Origin of the sequence: Burkholderia sp. MSMB1826, assembly GCF_001526325.1 — a bacterium.
Classification (GTDB): Bacteria; Pseudomonadota; Gammaproteobacteria; order Burkholderiales; family Burkholderiaceae; genus Burkholderia.
This window is the reverse complement of record NZ_LOYN01000029.1, coordinates 261,310-277,991: the sequence shown is the minus strand read 5'-3', so window position 1 is coordinate 277,991 and position 16,682 is coordinate 261,310. Positions and strand designations below refer to the sequence as shown.

General features: G+C 67.4%; 16 protein-coding genes. 10 read left to right on the top strand and 6 right to left on the bottom strand.

From position 1 onward, the window contains the following. Positions 1 to 46: 46 nt before the first annotated feature. Positions 47 to 640 (top strand): nucleotidyltransferase domain-containing protein, encoded by a 594-nt coding sequence (locus tag WS95_RS18815; protein WP_059825020.1) that lies wholly within the window; start codon positions 47 to 49, stop codon positions 638 to 640. Next, positions 618 to 1,052: a hypothetical protein gene (locus tag WS95_RS33615; RefSeq protein WP_082746943.1), complete on the top strand. Its 435-nt coding sequence runs from the start codon at positions 618 to 620 to the stop codon at positions 1,050 to 1,052. The genes WS95_RS18815 and WS95_RS33615 overlap by 23 nt, the downstream gene beginning before the upstream one ends. 263 nt (positions 1,053 to 1,315) lie before the next feature. Here WS95_RS33615 and WS95_RS18810 read toward each other — a convergent pair whose 3' ends face one another. The 4 genes from WS95_RS18810 to WS95_RS18795 form a co-directional block, all read right to left on the bottom strand. Beyond that, positions 1,316 to 1,804, bottom strand: coding sequence for a DNA-deoxyinosine glycosylase (locus WS95_RS18810; RefSeq protein ID WP_059825018.1), 489 nt, complete (start codon positions 1,802 to 1,804; stop codon positions 1,316 to 1,318). Continuing rightward, complete coding sequence (locus tag WS95_RS18805) at positions 1,804 to 2,400, bottom strand: chorismate--pyruvate lyase family protein (protein WP_059825118.1); 597 nt, start codon at positions 2,398 to 2,400, stop codon at positions 1,804 to 1,806. The genes WS95_RS18810 and WS95_RS18805 overlap by 1 nt, the downstream gene beginning before the upstream one ends. Before the next feature lie 8 nt (positions 2,401 to 2,408). Continuing rightward, positions 2,409 to 4,307 (bottom strand): molecular chaperone HtpG, encoded by a 1,899-nt coding sequence (gene htpG / locus WS95_RS18800; RefSeq protein ID WP_059825016.1) that lies wholly within the window; start codon positions 4,305 to 4,307, stop codon positions 2,409 to 2,411. A gap of 153 nt (positions 4,308 to 4,460) precedes the next feature. Then, positions 4,461 to 5,921, bottom strand: coding sequence for an aminotransferase-like domain-containing protein (locus tag WS95_RS18795; RefSeq protein WP_059825015.1), 1,461 nt, complete (start codon positions 5,919 to 5,921; stop codon positions 4,461 to 4,463). 229 nt (positions 5,922 to 6,150) lie between these two features. On the opposite strand from WS95_RS18795, the gene WS95_RS18790 reads away from it, so the two are divergent. The 7 genes from WS95_RS18790 to WS95_RS18760 all read left to right on the top strand — a co-directional run bounded on the left by WS95_RS18790 (position 6,151) and on the right by WS95_RS18760 (position 14,503). Then, the gene (locus WS95_RS18790; protein WP_059825013.1) at positions 6,151 to 6,843 is read left to right on the top strand and encodes a VOC family protein; all 693 of its coding nucleotides are present in this window, start codon (positions 6,151 to 6,153) and stop codon (positions 6,841 to 6,843) included. Between the two features lie 47 nt (positions 6,844 to 6,890). Beyond that, positions 6,891 to 7,799: a DMT family transporter gene (locus WS95_RS18785; protein WP_034208048.1), complete on the top strand. Its 909-nt coding sequence runs from the start codon at positions 6,891 to 6,893 to the stop codon at positions 7,797 to 7,799. Between the two features lie 152 nt (positions 7,800 to 7,951). Further along, complete coding sequence (locus WS95_RS18780) at positions 7,952 to 9,133, top strand: aminotransferase-like domain-containing protein (RefSeq protein ID WP_059825011.1); 1,182 nt, start codon at positions 7,952 to 7,954, stop codon at positions 9,131 to 9,133. A 42-nt stretch (positions 9,134 to 9,175) separates the two neighbouring features. Continuing rightward, complete coding sequence (locus WS95_RS18775; protein ID WP_034208050.1) at positions 9,176 to 9,634, top strand: RidA family protein; 459 nt, start codon at positions 9,176 to 9,178, stop codon at positions 9,632 to 9,634. Between the two features lie 13 nt (positions 9,635 to 9,647). Continuing rightward, positions 9,648 to 10,532: a PhzF family phenazine biosynthesis protein gene (locus tag WS95_RS18770; protein WP_059825009.1), complete on the top strand. Its 885-nt coding sequence runs from the start codon at positions 9,648 to 9,650 to the stop codon at positions 10,530 to 10,532. 216 nt (positions 10,533 to 10,748) lie between these two features. Continuing rightward, positions 10,749 to 13,088 carry a bifunctional diguanylate cyclase/phosphodiesterase gene (locus WS95_RS18765; RefSeq protein ID WP_034208052.1) on the top strand — a complete coding sequence of 780 codons (2,340 nt, stop codon included), beginning with the start codon at positions 10,749 to 10,751 and terminating at the stop codon, positions 13,086 to 13,088. Between the two features lie 206 nt (positions 13,089 to 13,294). After that, on the top strand, positions 13,295 to 14,503 hold the full coding sequence (locus tag WS95_RS18760) for a chromate transporter (protein WP_059781243.1): 1,209 nt from the start codon (positions 13,295 to 13,297) through the stop codon (positions 14,501 to 14,503). Between the two features lie 46 nt (positions 14,504 to 14,549). On the opposite strand, the gene WS95_RS18755 is transcribed toward WS95_RS18760, so the two are convergent. Further along, positions 14,550 to 14,996, bottom strand: a complete 447-nt coding sequence (locus WS95_RS18755; protein WP_059825008.1) for a multidrug/biocide efflux PACE transporter — start codon at positions 14,994 to 14,996, stop codon at positions 14,550 to 14,552. Between the two features lie 111 nt (positions 14,997 to 15,107). On the opposite strand from WS95_RS18755, the gene WS95_RS18750 reads away from it, so the two are divergent. After that, the gene (locus tag WS95_RS18750; protein ID WP_034208054.1) at positions 15,108 to 15,992 is read left to right on the top strand and encodes a LysR family transcriptional regulator; all 885 of its coding nucleotides are present in this window, start codon (positions 15,108 to 15,110) and stop codon (positions 15,990 to 15,992) included. A 51-nt stretch (positions 15,993 to 16,043) separates the two neighbouring features. Here the strand turns inward: WS95_RS18750 and WS95_RS18745 are convergent, their stop codons facing one another. Beyond that, positions 16,044 to 16,502 (bottom strand): CopD family protein, encoded by a 459-nt coding sequence (locus WS95_RS18745; protein WP_059499163.1) that lies wholly within the window; start codon positions 16,500 to 16,502, stop codon positions 16,044 to 16,046. Positions 16,503 to 16,682: the final 180 nt, after the last annotated feature.

The window sequence follows — 16,682 nt, the reverse complement described above, 5'->3', positions numbered from 1 at the left end:
CTCGATCGTGCTAATTTTTGGCTCGATCGTGCTAACATCGCAACCTATGACCAAGCTCGGCGACGCCCTTTTCTCCAATGCACAGCAACCCATTCTGGCCTGCCTCTTTGGACGGCCCGAACAGTGGTTTCACGTCAAGGAGTTGATTCGGCTGACGAATCTGGGCAGCGCCAGCGTCCAGCGGGAATTGAATCGCCTCGAAAAAGGCGGGCTCATCGAAACCCGACGCATCGCCAATCTCAAACAGGTACGGGCCTTCGCAGGCAGCCCCATTTTCAGCGAGCTGCGTCTCATCGTCCTCAAAACTTTCGGGACCGTCGAGGTACTCCGCGAAGCGCTGTCATTGCTGGCTTCAGAGATAAAACTCGCCTTTGTGTACGGCTCGGTTGCCCAAGGCAGCGACCACGCAGGCAGTGATGTCGACATCATGTTGGTCAGTGAGACCCTCAGCTATGGACAAATCATGGCCGCACTCGAGCCGGCCGAACGGCAACTCGGCCGCGCGGTCCAGATTACCCAGTACACTCCGGGCGAGTTTCTCGAACGGAAGCGCAACAATCATCCATTTCTTGCGGAAGTGCTGCGCCAGCCGAAGCTTATGGTTATAGGAATCGAGGATGACATCGAACAGATTGGATAACCTCGTACGCATTGGAAAACTAAAACCTTTCCCGGCGAACCGCAGCGAATTCGAGCATCTGCTTGGCCTCGCTCGAACCTTGCTCGACACCGTCACAAGCAGCAGCGCAATGGCAACAGAAAGCCAGTTCATTCTCGCCTACGACGCTGCTCACGCCGCATCACGCGCCGCGTTGCGGGCCCACGGATATCGGAGTGACGACAGATACCTGGTTTTTCAGTGCCTCGAACACACGATCGGATGGCCAACCGAAAAGTGGCGCGTGCTCGATACCTGCCATCGCCGGCGTAACGCGGCCGAATACGAGGGCAACATAGATCTTCCAGCGAGTTTGACCGCCGAGTTGGTTGGGCTTACGACCGAACTCGTTGAAACCGTATCCCGACTCAAACATCTGCTACCGCCCACCTGATACTGCTTCACCGAACACTCGAAATTCGGCGAGTCTCGGAAGCGCAGTCCGCGCCATATCACCTGCGTCTGTTCAAACGAAAGCATCGAATTTGCTGGACTTGACAAGCGGCAATGGCTCACGTCGACCTGCGGTTGTCCCGTGCCGTTTCCGCGGGAGCCGATCATTCCGTTCGGTACGTCGGAATATGTAGCGCTGTTCGAGATCGACGGCCATCGAACGGTAACGATTCTTGCGGTGAGCCATCAGCAGGAAAGCGATTGCTATGGAAGTCGGCTGGGAAGAATCTCGCGCCAGTGCTCGAGCTTCTGCTCGAACGACAGCATCGCATTCGCGGGGCTCGACGAAGGCAGCACGAGCGTCTCGTACCCAGCCCGGCCGATCACGTCGGCAAACCGCCCCGCCGTCTTGCCGTTGAAGCACACGCGCTTGAGCAACGGCGCATGCGCGCGCAGCGAATCGAAGTCGTTCGGCTTCGCATTCCGGATCGCGGAATCGAGGCTGCCCTGGCGATGGCACGCATCGAGCACATCCCAGATGCCGATGCCGTGCGACAGCACGCGCTCGAGCCGCGCGTCGTACGGCAATTCGTGCAGCATCGGCTCGCCGAGCACCGCGCCGAGCAGCCGCCAGAACTGGTTGCGCGGATGCGCGTAGTACTGCACGGCGTCGAGCGACGCCTCGCCCGGAAAGCTGCCGAGGATCATCGTGTGCGTATTCGGCGCGACGACCGGCGGAAAGCCCTGCAACATCACACGCCTCCGTGCGGCCCGACCGATCGCGGCCCGTCGCCGTACGCATCGAGATGGCGCCACAGCGCCGGCAGCATGCATTCGGTGACCATCAACGGCTTGCCGTGACGCTGGAACACCGAACGCCGCGCGGCAAACGCATGCGGCGCTCGCACGCCCTGCAACGCATGGCTCGCGAGCGCATACAGCGGATGACCGGCGATCACGCGCCGGCTCACGAGCGCCGAGCGCTCGACCTGCGGATCGCTGTACAGCAGCTCGGCGAGCGGCCGCGTGCGCAGCCGCCGCATCGCCTGCCACACGCCCTTGCTGGCGGCGAGCGGCGCAATGCTGTGCGCGGCGACGTACGGCGTGCCGTCGACCGACAAAATCACCTCGCGCACCCACATCGGCGCGCGCGGCGAACTGGCGAGCGCGTCCGGCTCGTCGAACCACGGCGAGTCGACGGCCTCGCGCGTCACGCGCACGTTCACGCGGCCGAGCCGCGCGAGATGCGCGGTCAGCGATCCGCCGCGCGTCAGCCAGTCGCGCTGGTCGAGCGTGCAGCCAGGCCGCGGCGTCTCGCGCCAGCCGGCCCGAGCGCCGTCGAATCGCATGCGCGCGTTCACGCGGCGCGCGACAGCAGCAGCGCGTTGGTCCGCTTCACGAAGCTCGCCGGATCGTCGAGCATGCCGCCTTCGGCCAGCAGCGCCTGATCGAACAGCAGATGGCACCAGTCGCCGAAATCGGCGCTGTCGGCCTTCAGCTGCTTCACGAGCGCGTGCTCGGGATTGATCTCGAGGATCGGCTGCATCGCCGGCGCATTCTGGCCGGCCGCCTTCAGCATCCGCTGCAGGTAGCCGCTCATGTCGTTGTCGTCCGCGACGAGGCACGACGGCGAATCGGTCAGGCGGAACGTGACGCGCACTTCCTTCACCTTGTCGCCGAGCGCTTCCTTCATCTTCTCGACGATCGGCTTGATCGCCTCGCCCGCCTGCTCCTGCGCCTTCTTTTCCTCGTCGTTCAGCTCGCCGAGATCGAGATCGCCGCGGGCCACGCTCGCGAGCGGCTTGCCGTCGAATTCGTGCAGGAACGACAGCATCCATTCGTCGACGCGATCGGTCAGCAGCAGCACCTCGACGCCCTTCTTGCGGAACACTTCCAGATGCGGGCTGTTCTTCGCGGCCTGCCACGTGTCGGCGGTCACGTAGTAGATCTTGCTCTGCTCGGGCTTCATCCGCGACACGTAGTCGGCGAGCGACACATCCTGCGCGTCGGTGTCGCCGTGCGTCGACGCGAAGCGCAGCAGCTTCGCGATGCGCTCGCGGTTCGCGTGATCCTCGCCGACGCCTTCCTTCAGCACCTGGCCGAACGCGCTCCAGAACGTCTTGTACTTCTCCTTGCCGGCGTCGTCTTCCGCGTTCGCGAGTTCTTCGAGCATCGACAGCGCGCGCTTCGTCACGCCTTCGCGGATCGCCTTCACGTCGCGGCTTTCCTGCAGGATTTCACGCGACACGTTCAGCGGCAGGTCGGCCGAATCGACGACGCCCTTCACGAAGCGCAGGTATTGCGGCAGCAGTTGCTCGGCGTCGTCCATGATGAACACGCGCTTCACGTACAGCTTCAGCCCGCCGCGATAGTCGCGATTCCACAGATCGAACGGCGCGCGCGCCGGCACGAACAGCAGCTGCGTGTATTCGCTGCGGCCCTCGACGCGGTTGTGCGTCCACGTGAGCGGATCCTGGTGATCGTGCGCGATGTGCTGGTAGAACTGCGTGTACTGCTCGTCGGTGACGTCGCTCTTCGAACGCGTCCACAGCGCGCTCGCCTGGTTGACGGTCTCGTCCTCGTCCTTCAGGACCATCTCGCCCTTCTCCTGATCCCACTCTTCCTTCTTCATCAGGATCGGCAGCGCGATGTGGTCGGAGTACTTCTGGATGATCGATTTCAGGCGATGCGACGACAGCAGGTCGTCCTCGCCTTCGCGCAGGTGCAGCGTGATCGTCGTGCCGCGCTGCGCGCGCTCGATCGCGTCGATCGTGAAATCGCCCTCGCCGGCGCTTTCCCAGCGCACGGCTTCATTCGCGGGCAGGCCCGCGCGGCGCGTTTCGACGGTGATCTTGTCCGCGACGATGAAACCCGAGTAGAAGCCCACGCCGAACTGTCCGATCAGCGCCGCGTCCTTCTGCTGGTCGCCGGACAGCTTCGTGAAGAATTCCTTGGTGCCCGAACGCGCGATCGTGCCGAGGTTCGCGATCGCCTCGTCGCGGCTCATGCCGATGCCGTTGTCGTCGATCGTGATCGTGCGCGCGGCCTTGTCGTAGCCGATGCGGATGCGCAGGTTCGGATCGTTCTCGTACAGCGCGTTGTCCGCGAGCCCTTCGAAACGCAGCTTGTCGGCTGCGTCGGACGCATTCGACACCAGTTCGCGCAGGAAGATTTCCTTGTTGCTGTAGAGCGAATGGATCATCAGGTGGAGGAGTTGCTTGACCTCTGCCTGAAAGCTCATCGTTTCGTGTGCCATGGATACTGTTTCCTCTTACTTGAACTGAACAGGGGTGACGCCGGCGCCCGGCGCGCGATGCCGGCGGCCCCACGAAGGACGACCGCCGGGCGCCGGCGGTTTGCGCGCGTATCTGGGGACGGTGCGCGGCATTTCAAGAGCCGGCCCGCCGCGTCACGACGCGCGCCGCACCGCCGAATCGATATAGCGCGCCAGCAGCCCCGGCAGCGCCGGGTCGCCGCAGTTCGCGACGTTGAAGCGCATCCACGTGGACGGCGACTGCTGCGGCGAGAACAGGCTGCCCGGCGTCAGCAGGAAGCCGGCCTCGTGCGCGACCGCCGCGAGCGCGTCCGAATCGACGCCCGTGTCGGCCCACAGGAACATCCCGGCCGCCGGCATCGTGAAGAGCCCGAGCCCCGTGCGCTCGAGCATCCGGGCGGTCTTGTCGCGCACGCCGTCGAGCCGCGCGCGCAGCCGCTCGACATGGCGCCGGTAATGCCCTTCGGTCAGGATCTTGTACAGCACGCGCTCGTTGAGCTCGGGCGTCGTCATCCCGACCAGCATCTTCTGGTCGGTGACCGCCTTCGCGATCTCCGGCGCGCAGGCCACGTACCCGACCCGCAAGTTCGCCGCGAGCGTCTTCGAGTAGCTGCCGAGGTAGATCACCCGCTTCAACTGGTCGAGGCTCGCGAGGCGCGTGGCCGGATAGCTCGGCGGGCACAGGTCGCCATACACGTTGTCCTCGACGACGAGGAAGTCGTAGGCCTCCGCGAGCTTCAGAATCCGGAACGCCTGCGCGGCCGACAGCGACGTGCCGGTCGGGTTCTGCAGCACCGAGTTGATCACGAGCATCTTCGGCCGCCACATCTGCACCAGGGTTTCGAGCGCGTCGAGGTCGGGGCCGTCGGGCGTATACGGCATCCCGACGAGTTGCGCGCCCTGCGCCGCGAAACGGCCGAACATCTGGAACCACGCGGGGTCGCCGACGATCACCGCATCGCCCGGCCGCACGTAGATCCGCGCAATCAGGTCGATTGCCTGCGTGATGCCGGAAACCAGCACGATCTGCTCGGGCTTCGCGCCGATCTCGACTTCGGCGAGGCGCGTCTGCAGTTGCTGCCGCAGCGGCAGGAAGCCCTGCGCGGTGCCGAAGCCGAGCATCTGCGCGCCCGACTGGCGCCCGAGCGCGCGCAGCGCGCCGGTGATCAGCTCGCCGTCGAGCCAGCGGCCCGGCAGGTAGCCGAGGCCCGGGCCCTTCTCCGGGCTGACGGTGTGCAGCATGTTGCGCAGCAGCCAGACGACGTCGATCGTGTTGTGCACGGGCGCGGCCTCGGCCACGCGCGCGGCGCCGTCGGCCGGCTGCGGGCCGGCGCCCGTGCGCTCGCGCACGTAGAAGCCGGAGCCGCGCCGCGAGTCGAGGTAGCCCTGCGCGACGAGGCGCTCGTAGGCCTCGACGACGGTGAAGCGCGACACGCTCTTGTCGAGCGCGAGCTTGCGGATCGACGGCATGCGCATGCCGGGACGGAACACGCGTTCGTCGATGCGCCGCCGCGCCCACTGGACCAACTGGTCGACGAGCGTGAGCGTGGCCGTGTCGTGCGGCGCGGGAATCTGGGCGAGGGGGACGGTGGACATGGGCGGCGACTCCAACTGTACCGAAGGCTATCGCGCCGATTGTACCGTTACTGTGCCGGTAGCGACGATTACAGTTGACCGGAATGGCGATCGTGCGGCCGCCGGTTCGGCCCCGCCGCACGTGGCGCCGCGCCTGCCGGCCCGCATCGCGGCCAGGCACCGGCCGGTCCGGCCCCCGCCCGGCGCCTCGCCCGCTTACCATGACACTTTCGCTTCCCGCCCGACGCTCATGCCAGCTCGCTCCCTGACACTCGACCACCTCGTGATTGCCGCGCGCACCCTCGACGAAGGCGTGCGCCACGTCGCCGACGCACTCGGCATCGAACCGGCCGGCGGCGGCCGCCACCCGCTGATGCGGACCCACAATGCGCTGTTCGGCGCATGGGGCGGGCTCTACCTCGAAGTGATCGCGATCGACCCCGACGCGCTCGCGCCGGACGACGACGCGAAGCCGCCGCGCGCGCGGCTGTTCGCCCTCGACGATCCGGCGCTCCACGCGCGGCTCGCGCAGGGTCCGTTTCTCGCACACTGGGTCGCGCGCGTCGACCGCCCGCGCCAGCTTGCGCTGTGGCAGCGCCAGTATCCGGCCCGTATCGCGCCCGTCGTGGCGATGCGGCGCGGCGACCTGAGCTGGGGCCTCACGGTGCCCGACGACGGCAGCTTCCCCGCCTGGCAAGGCGCAGGCGACGGCCTCGTGCCGTCGCTGATCCAGTGGGACAGCCCGCGCCACCCGTCCGAATCGCTGCCCGGCGACGGCATCGCGCTGAAAGCGCTCAAGGGCGCCCACCCGCGCGCGGATGCGATCCGCGCGCAGCTCGACTGGCTCGGCGCCGCTCACCTGCTCGACATCGAATCGACCGACGGCCCGCCGGCGCTCGTCGCCGAATTCGACACGCCGCAGGGCCCGCGCACGCTGCGCTGAACGCCCGCCCGATCGTCATCACCCTGCAAGACGGAGACACCCACGACATGAATTCGCGCGAAACCCGGGGCATGCTGCTCGGCCTCATCGGCGTGATGATTTTCAGCCTGACGCTGCCGATGACGCGGATCGTCGTATCCGAACTCAATCCGCTGCTCAATGGGCTCGGCCGCGCGCTCGCCGCCGCCGTGCCGGCCGGCCTGCTGCTGTGGTGGCGCCGCGAGCCGCTGCCGACGCGCGCGCAACTGAAAAGCCTCGCGATCACGTCGGCCGGCGTGATCGTCGCGTATCCGGTGTTCTCGGCCTGGGCGATGAAATCGGTGCCGGCGTCGCACGGCGCGGTGGTCAACGGGTTGCAGCCGTTGTTCGTCGCGCTGTACGCGGCATGGCTGTCGCACGAACGGCCGTCCAGGGCGTTCTGGGCCAGCGCGGTGGCCGGCAGCGCGCTCGTGATCGCGTTCGCGCTGCGCGACGGCGGCGGCGCCGTGCAGGCCGGCGACGCGCTGATGCTCGTCGCGGTCGGCATCGGCGCGCTCGGCTATGCGGAAGGCGCGCGCCTCGCGCGCCAGATCGGCGGCTGGCAGGTGATCTGCTGGGCGCTCGTCGTGTCGGCGCCGTTCCTCGTGCTGCCGGTCGGCTGGCTCGCGTGGATGCAACACGCCGCGCATCCGGGCCCGCTCGCGCTGCGCACGTGGCTCGCGTTCGGCTACGTGACCCTTTTTTCGCAGTTCATCGGCTTTTTCGCGTGGTACGCGGGGCTCGCGATGGGCGGCACCGCGCGCGTCGGCCAGGTGCAACTGCTGCAGATTTTCTTCACGATCGCGTTTTCCGCACTGCTGTTCGGCGAAACGGTCACGTCGTCGACGTGGCTGTTCGCCGCCGCCGTGATCGCGACCGTGGTGCTCGGGCGCCGCTCGGCGGTCGCCACGGCGCCGCATCCCGCTCGCGCCGGCTGAACAGGTACGCCATAATGGCTGCTTTGCCTGATCGGTGTTGCCCACCCAGCCGCGAAGGCTCGATCGCGCTCGCGTTCGCCCACCCGGCAGCGTCGAAACGATCCGCCCGAGCGACCTTTCTTGACTGACCACGATACCCGAACGAGGAGACTATGAATCCGAGCGACCTGCATCCGCCGCACTGGCTGCTTTCCGAACGCGCCCGCAAGCTGACGAGCTCGGCGATCCGCGAAATCCTGAAGGTCACGGAGCGCCCCGAGGTCATCTCGTTCGCCGGCGGCCTGCCCGCCCCCGCGACGTTCCCGGCGGAACGCATGCGCGCCGCCGCCGACCGCGTGCTGCGCGACGCGCCGGCCGCCGCGCTCCAGTACAGCGCGACCGAAGGCTACCTGCCGCTGCGCGAGTGGATCGCCGCACGCTACAGCGTGCGCGTGTCGCAGGTGCTGATCACGACCGGCTCGCAGCAGGCGCTCGACCTGCTCGGCAAGGCGCTGGTCGACCCGGGCAGCCCGATCCTCGTCGAAACGCCGACCTACCTCGGCGCGCTGCAGTCGTTCTCGCTGTACGAGCCGCGCTACGTGCAGGTGCCCACCGACGAGCAGGGCCTGCTGCCGGAAGGTCTCACGCCCGAACTCACGCAAGGCGCGCGGCTGCTGTACGCGCAGCCGAACTTCCAGAACCCGACCGGCCGCCGCCTGCCCGTCGAGCGCCGTCGCGCGCTCGCCGCGTTCGCGCAGTCGAGCCCGTTCCCGGTACTGGAGGACGATCCGTACGGCGCGCTGAACTATCAGGGCGAGCCGCTGCCGACGATGCTGTCGATGGCGCCCGATCACGTCGTGCACCTCGGCACGTTCTCGAAGGTGCTCGCGCCGGGCCTGCGGATCGGCTACATCATTGCGCCCGAAGAGCTCCACTTCAAGCTCGTGCAGGCCAAGCAGGCCACCGACCTGCACACGCCGACGCTCACGCAGCGCATCGCGCACGAAGTGATCAAGGACGGCTTCCTCGACGAGCACATCCCGACGATCCGCGCGCTGTACAGCGCGCAGTGCGACGCGATGCTCGGCACGCTCGCGCGCCACATGCCGGAAGGCGTCACGTGGAACCGCCCGGAAGGCGGGATGTTCATCTGGGTGAACCTGCCCGCGCAGATCGACAGCATGAAGCTGCTCGCCGCGGCCGTCGACAACCACGTCGCCTTCGTGCCGGGCGCGCCGTTCTTCGCGGAGAACGCGCAGCAGAACACGCTGCGCCTGTCGTTCGTGACGGTGCCGCCCGAGAAGATCGAGGAAGGCGTCGCGCGCCTCGGCAAGCTGCTGCGCGAGCGCCTCTGATCCCCTTTTCCCTGTCACGACTCTCTACGAGGAATCGAACGCATGGCTAACGTCTACGACAAACTGAAGTCGCTCGGCATCGAGCTCCCGACCGCCGGCGCACCGGCCGCCGCCTACGTGATGAGCGCGCAAAGCGGTAACACGGTCTACCTGTCGGGCCATATCGCGAAGAAGGACGGCAAGGTCTGGGCCGGCAAGCTCGGTGCGGATCTGCAAACGGAAGACGGCAAGGCGGCCGCCCGCTCGATCGCGATCGACCTGCTCGCGACGCTGCACGCGCACACCGGCGACCTGAACAAGGTCACGCGCATCGTCAAGCTGATGAGCCTCGTCAACTCGACGCTCGACTTCACCGAACAGCACATCGTGACGAATGGCGCGTCGGAGCTGATCGCCGAAGTGTTCGGCGATGCGGGCAAGCATGCGCGCTCGGCGTTCGGCGTCGCGCAGATCCCGCTCGGCGCGTGCGTCGAGATCGAACTGATCGCCGAAGTCGCGTAACGGGCGCATCGCGATGCCTGCCCGTCTCGTTCGCTTCAAGCAGGTCGACGTGTTCACGTCGGTGCCGTTCAAGGGCAATCCGCTTGCCGTGGTGTTCGACGCCGATGCGCTCGGCGACGACGCCATGCTCGAGATCGCCCGCTGGACGAACCTGTCGGAAACGACGTTCCTCTGCACGCCGACCGATCCGCAAGCCGACTATCGCGTGCGGATCTTCACGACGGGCGGCGAACTGCCGTTCGCCGGCCACCCGACGCTCGGCACCGCGCACGCGTTCCTGGAAAGCGGTGCGCGGCCGCGCACGCCGGGCCGGCTGATCCAGCAATGCGGGGTCGGCCGGGTCGCGCTGCGCGAGCAGGCCGGCGGCTGGGCGTTCGCCGCGCCGCCGGCACGCGTCACGCCGCTCGACCGTTCGGACTACCCGGCACTGGCCGCCGCGCTGCACAGCGACGCGCTCGACCTGGACGCCGAGCCGTGCGCGGTGGACAACGGCGCGCCGTGGCTGGTCGTGCGGCTGAAGTCGGCCGACGCGTGCATCGGCCTGTCGCCCGATCCGGCCGCGCTCGCGGCGCTTACCCACCGCTACGGCGTACACGGCGTGGCGGCGTACGCGCCGCACGCCGAAGGCGGCCCCGCGACGTTCGAGATCCGCTGCCTGATGACGGGCGGCCAGTTCGGCACCCCCGGCGAGGATCCCGTCACCGGGAGCGCGAACGCCGCGCTGGCCGGGCTGCTGACGCGGCAGGAACGCCGCCCCGGCCCGTCGTACACGGCCCGCCAGGGTACGGCGATCGGTCGCGACGGCCGCATCTTCGTCAGCTACGACGAAGACGGCACGACCTGGATCGGCGGCCATGTCGTCACGGTCGTCGACGGCACGTTCCGGTCGCCCGCCTGACATTTCGCGATGTGCGATGGCGCCGGCTCGTCCGGCGCCCTACGCTTTGCCCAACTATCGCAAAAACGTTCCAGCCAGTAATATCGGGCCTAATCCGTTGTTTCGGAGGTCTGTCCATGGTTGCGCGTCCCGCGAACGAACAGACGTCGGGACAATCCGAACCATAGCCGGCCATCCAGACGGATGGCGCACGCGAGCAGGACGCCGCCCTCTTCGATGAGCTCCGCCCGGTCCAACCACACGCCGCCGAACCGGCCGCTGCGCGCACCGCGCAAATCGCGCCGGCGTGCGCTGTTCGCCATCCCGCTGCTCGGGATGCTGGCGCTCGCGCTGCTGTGGGCCGTGATCATCGCGCGCCTGTCCGTCGAAAAGGACAGTGCCTACAAGGAAGCGGCGGCCTCCGCTGCGATCCTGTCGTCCGCGCTCGAGCAGCATACGGTCAAGGCGATCCACCAGGTCGACCAGATCACCCGCTTCGTCAAGTTCGAATTCGAGAAATCGCCGGCGCGCTTCAATCTCGCGAGCGCCGTCGAAAAAGGCGTCGTGCCGAGCGACACGCTGATCCAGGTATCGCTCGTCAACGCGAAGGGCATCCTGTTCGCGAACACCGCCGAACTCCATCCGCAGCCGATCAACCTGTCCGATCGCGAGCACTTCAAGGTCCATCTCGCGCACAACGACGACCGCCTCTTCATCAGCAAGCCCGTGCTCGGCCGCGTGTCGAGCCACTGGACGCTGCAGATGACGCGGCGCCTGAACAACCCCGACGGCAGCTTCGCGGGCATCGTCGTGGTGTCGGAAGACCCGAGCTACTTCACGAACGATTTCTACAACAACGCGGCCATCGGCAAGGAAGGCGTGATCGCGGTCGTGTCCGACACGGGCGCGGTGCTCGCGCGGCGCACGGGTTCGGTGAGCAACGCGCCAGGCGCGTTTTCGGCGTCGGGCGTCTACCCGATCGCGGAACGCGTGACGGGCACGATCATCGATCCGATCGACGGCGTGACGCGCATCGTGTCGTACCGCCACCTCGACGGCTACCCGCTCGCGGTGATGGTCGGGCTGTCGCAGACGGAAGAGTTCGCGGACTACTACCACACGCGCAACGTCTACCTGCTGATGACGAGCTTCATCACGCTCGCGATGCTCGCGTTCTTCGGCGTCGCGACGGGCCTGATCGGCAAGCTGCTCGGCCGCGAGCGCGAAATGACGCAGCTCGCCGAATACGACCTGCTCACCGGCCTCGCGAACCGCTATGCGACGCTGCGCGGGCTGCGCAACGACGTGTCGATGCCCGCGAGCCTGTCGCGGCTCGGCCTGCTGTTCATCGATCTCGACAACTTCAAGACCGTCAACGACACGCTCGGCCACAACGCCGGCGACATCGTGCTGCAGATGACCGCGTCGCGCCTGGCCGATGCGGTCGACGACGAAGGCTCGCTCGCCCGCATCGGCGGCGACGAATTCGTCGTCGTGATGAAGGGCGACGACGTCGAGCGGCGTGCGGTGCGGCTCGCGGAAGCGATCATCCGGATGTTCAGCGAGCCGTTCGACGTACGCGGCAGTTCGTTCGTGCTGCATGCGAGCATCGGCATCGCGCTGCACACCGTCGCGAACGAAAGCGAGATCGACCTGCTGAAAAAGGCCGACCTCGCGATGTACAGCGCGAAGGACGCCGGCAAGAACTGCTACCAGTTCTATGCGCCGCACCTGTCGCACCGCGCCGACCACCTGATGCGCTGGGAACAGCAGTTGCGCGTGGCGCTCGCCGAAGGGCAACTGTTCCTCGCGTACCAGCCGAAGATCGACCTCACGCACCGCTACATCACCGGCTTCGAGGCGCTCGCGCGCTGGGATCATCCGGAACACGGCGTCATCTCCGCGAACGAGTTCATCTCGATCGCCGAATCGACCGGCCTGATCGTGCCGATCGGCGACTTCGTGATCCGCACCGCGTGCGAGCAGATCGCGCGCTGGCGCGACGAGGGCCACGACACGCTGACGCTCGCGGTCAACATCTCGCCGGTGCAGTTCTGGCGCGGCGACCTGATCGAGACGATCTCGCAGGCGCTGCAGGACACCGGCATCGACGCGAACCGGCTCGAGATCGAGATCACCGAAACCGCGATGATGGAATATCCGGAACTCGTATCCGAGAAGATCGTCGCGCTGAAGAAGCTCGGCATCCGGATCGCGCTCGACGATTTCGGCACCGGCTATTCGTCGCTGTCGTACCTGCATCGCTTCTCCGTCGACACGCTGAAGGTCGACCGCTCGTTCGTGCAGGCGATTCCGACCGATCGCAGCGTGTGCGTGATGGTGTCGTCGATCGTGCATCTCGCGCGCTCGCTCGGGCTGACCGTCGTCGTCGAGGGCACGGAGACCGAGGAGCAGATCACGTGGCTGTCCACGCTCGGCGAAATCGAGGCGCAGGGCTTCCTGTTCTCGCGCCCGGTGCCAGCCGATGCGATTCCCGCGCTGATCGCACGCTTCGGCGTGCGCGGCGATCATCCGAACGTCGTCGCGCATCGCGCGACCGGCAGCACGGGCGCCTGAGCGCCGCGCCGCTACCGCCGCCGAGGCACGCGCGGCGCGTCCTCGCAATTGTTGCGTTTTCCGATCCGATCGTCGAGTTCATTAACTAGCGTTTTCGCGCATGGCAGTGTCATGATGCGCGGCGGACAATTGGGAGGGCCTACGTGTCGGCTGGCCGCCGGCATGGCCATACGCGAGAGATCCGGCCCCGCGCCAACTACACAATCATGACAACCGTCGAAGTCGAAGCGCCCGCTCGTGTCGAAGAGGCACCGGCATCCCTCTGGGCCTTGTTCAAGGTCGTCGCCGGCATTTCGGCCGTCTCGTGGGGCGGGCTTTCGATGATGGCGCAACTCGAACGCCATTACGTCGAGCGGCTGCAGCGGATCGAGCCGCACGTCTTCGGCGATCTCGTCGCGCTCGCGTGGCTCGTCCCGGGCCCCGTCGGCTGCAACGTCGCCGTGCAGGTCGGCCAAACGCTGCACGGCCGCGCCGGCGCATGGGTCGCCGGTATTGCGAGCGTGCTGCCGTTCTCGATCCTGATGACGCTGTTCGCGATCTTCTATCAGACGCCGCTTGTGCGCTCGCTCGCCGCGCCGATGCTGATCAATCACTTCGGGATGGTGCTCGCGGCGTTGATCGGCGTGACGTGGGTCAAGCAGTTGCGCTCGCTCGCGCGCACGCGGCTCGAACAATCGATCGCCGCGCTGTCGACGATTCTGCTCGCTTTCGCGCATAGTCCGGCCGCTTTCGTCGGGATTCTGTTCGCCGCGTTTGCAGCGGGCTGGCTGACGGGGCCGCCGCAACGCGACGCGGTCGATTTCACGCTGTCGAAGCGCGACCGCGGCCTGCTCGTGCTGCTCGGCGTGCTCGTCCTGCTGTTCGCGGTGCCGCTGCCCGGCGATTACCAGGCGGAGCTGCTGTGGCCGCGCCTCGCGGGCGCCGGCATGACGCTGTTCGGCGGCGGCTTCTCCGCGCTGCCGGTGCTCAAGACGCTGTTCGTCTCGCCGGCAACGGGCATCTCCGATCACGACTTCACGCTGGCGTTCGCGCTGTCGCCGGTCGCGCCGGGGCCGTTGCTGAACGTGGTGCCGTTTCTCGGCTACCTGACCGACGGCTGGGTCGGCGCGCTGCTCGCCACTGCCGCGCTGTTCATCCCGTCGGGATGCCTCGTCGTGTTCGCGCACAACCACCTGTTCCGGCTCAAGCGCCATTCGCGCTTCGAGCACGGGATGCGCCTGCTGCGCGCGGCGACGACGGGCTTTCTCGTGGTCGCCGTCGTGAAGATCCTGCATCGCGAGCCCGCCGACCCGGTCTACTGGCTGACGGGCGCCTTCGCGACGCTGTGCTTCACGCGCTTCAAGGTGCCCGTCTATGCCGTGTACGGCACGGTCGCCGTCGCGTGCAGCGTGTGGCTGTGGGCCGCCGCGCACTGACCGGCGGCGGCCTCCAACCCGCGGACGCCCGGCGTGCCCGGCGCCGTCAACCGGCCTGCACCGCGACCCGGCGCGCCATCCAGCGCGCGCGCAGCGCGTCGTAGGCGAGGTTGAAGCAGAACGTGTAAGGCAGGAAGAACAGCACGATGCCGAGGTCGAGCAGCAGCGCCTCGACGAGGCTCACGTTCAGCCACCACGCGGCAACCGGCACCACCATCGCGACGAGGCCGAGCTCGAACGTCACCGCGTGCGCGATCCGCATGCCGAGCGTGCGCGACAACCCGGCCCGCCGCTCGAAGCAGTCGAACAGCGCGTTGAAGGTCATGTTCCACGCCATCGCGATCAGCGACACCATCACCGTCAGCACACCGACGTGCGACACCGGCATGTCGAGCAGCCACGCGCCGATCGGCGCGCACAAGGCGATCGCCACCAGTTCGAACGTCAGCGCGTGCAGCAGGCGTTCCGTCACCGTTTTATTCGTCTGTTTCATGAGTCCTCCAAGGCATGACCTGATCCATGGTGGCCATTTTGATCGGCGATACCGGGCGAATCCAGTTTGATATCATCGGTTTCACCGATATATCGATGCCAGGAGCACTGCATGCACCACGCCCCGGAAGCCCTGCTCGCCTTCGCCGAAGCGGCGCTGCTCGGCTCGTTTACGGCCGCCGCACGCAAGCTCGGCAAGCGTCAGTCGACCGTATCGGAGGCGATCGCGAACCTCGAGATCGATCTCGGCGTGCAGTTGTTCGATCGCTCGACGCGCACGCCGACGCTCACCGACGCCGGGCGCGCCCTGTTGCCGCAGGTGCAGCGCGCGCTCGAAGCCAGCGCGGCGATCGACCGCACGGCCGCGCGGCTCGCGCACGGCGAGGAAGCGCGGCTCACGCTCGTCGTGTCCGATACGTACCAGTCGAAGCGCTACGAAGAGACGTTGATGGCGCTCGAGCGGCGCTTTCCGGCCCTCGAGCTCGAATGCCAGATCGCCGAGCACGACGACGTGCTCGACCTGATCCAGCAGGGCCGCGCGCAACTCGGGCTGATGGCCGCGCGCGCGGCTTACCCGGCCGATATCGGCGCGGCGACGGTGGCGGAGGAATCGGAGATCGGGCTGTTCGTGGGCCGCACGCACGCGCTCGCCGAATACGGCGACGCCGAGGTGCCGCACGCGGCGCTGCGCGACGTGCGCGAACTGCGCCTCAATACGTACGTGAAGGCGGAAGGCCGCGGCACCGACGACCGGATCGTCGTCGGCACGCAGCACTGGCTGGCGCCGAGCTACCTGATGCTGCTGGAGATGGCCGTACTGGGGTTCGGTTGGGCGGAACTGCCGCGCTGGATGGTCGAGCACTTCGCGCGCGACCGCCTGTGCGAGCTACGCTCGCGCGGCTGGCCGCGCCGCGTGCGGGTGGACGCGGTCTGGTCGCGCAACCGGCCGCTCGGGCCGGCCGGTTCGTGGCTGCTCGACGCGATGCTGGCCGCGTAGCGGCGCGTGCGGCCAGGCCAGCGGCCTGCGGCCGCGGCGGGCGCCGGCTGCTCAGAAGCCGCGCGACAGCACGGCCGCGCCGATCGTGACGACGCCGAGCACGAGGTTCACGACGACGAGCAGGCGCACCGCGTTCACCGCGCGCGCGCCGTCGGGCCAGTTCTGCGCCTGCACCGCACGGCGAATGCGCGGGAACAGCGCGAAGCGGATGTGCCCGAAGATCAGCATCATCACGACGCCGAGCCCGGCCATCGCATGCAGCGACCACGTCGCGTGCGCCCCGCCGAAGCTCGTCAACAGGAACCCGCCGGACAGCAGGATCACGATCACGGCCCCCGACACCCAGTTGAAGAAGCGGCCGAACACGCCTTCGATCAGCGGCAACCGGAGCTGCGGCGACAGGTCGGACAGCGCCGGGCGCAGGCAGAAGTTGGCGAAGACCATCCCGCCCACCCACACGGCGACGGCCAGCAGGTGAAGAAACAGCGCGACGGCAACGGCGTGGGACATGAGGACGATCCTGTGATGAGTGAGGTGCAACGAACGGCCGCGTCGCACGCGGCATCAAGCGACGTTCGACCCGCTAGCCGCGTCGCGGTTCAGGCCCTCGGCGCGATTTCACATTATTTTGCAAGTTCCGCGTGACAACGCCACGCTTGCTTACCCGCATCCCCGCGCCGAAAAGAAAAA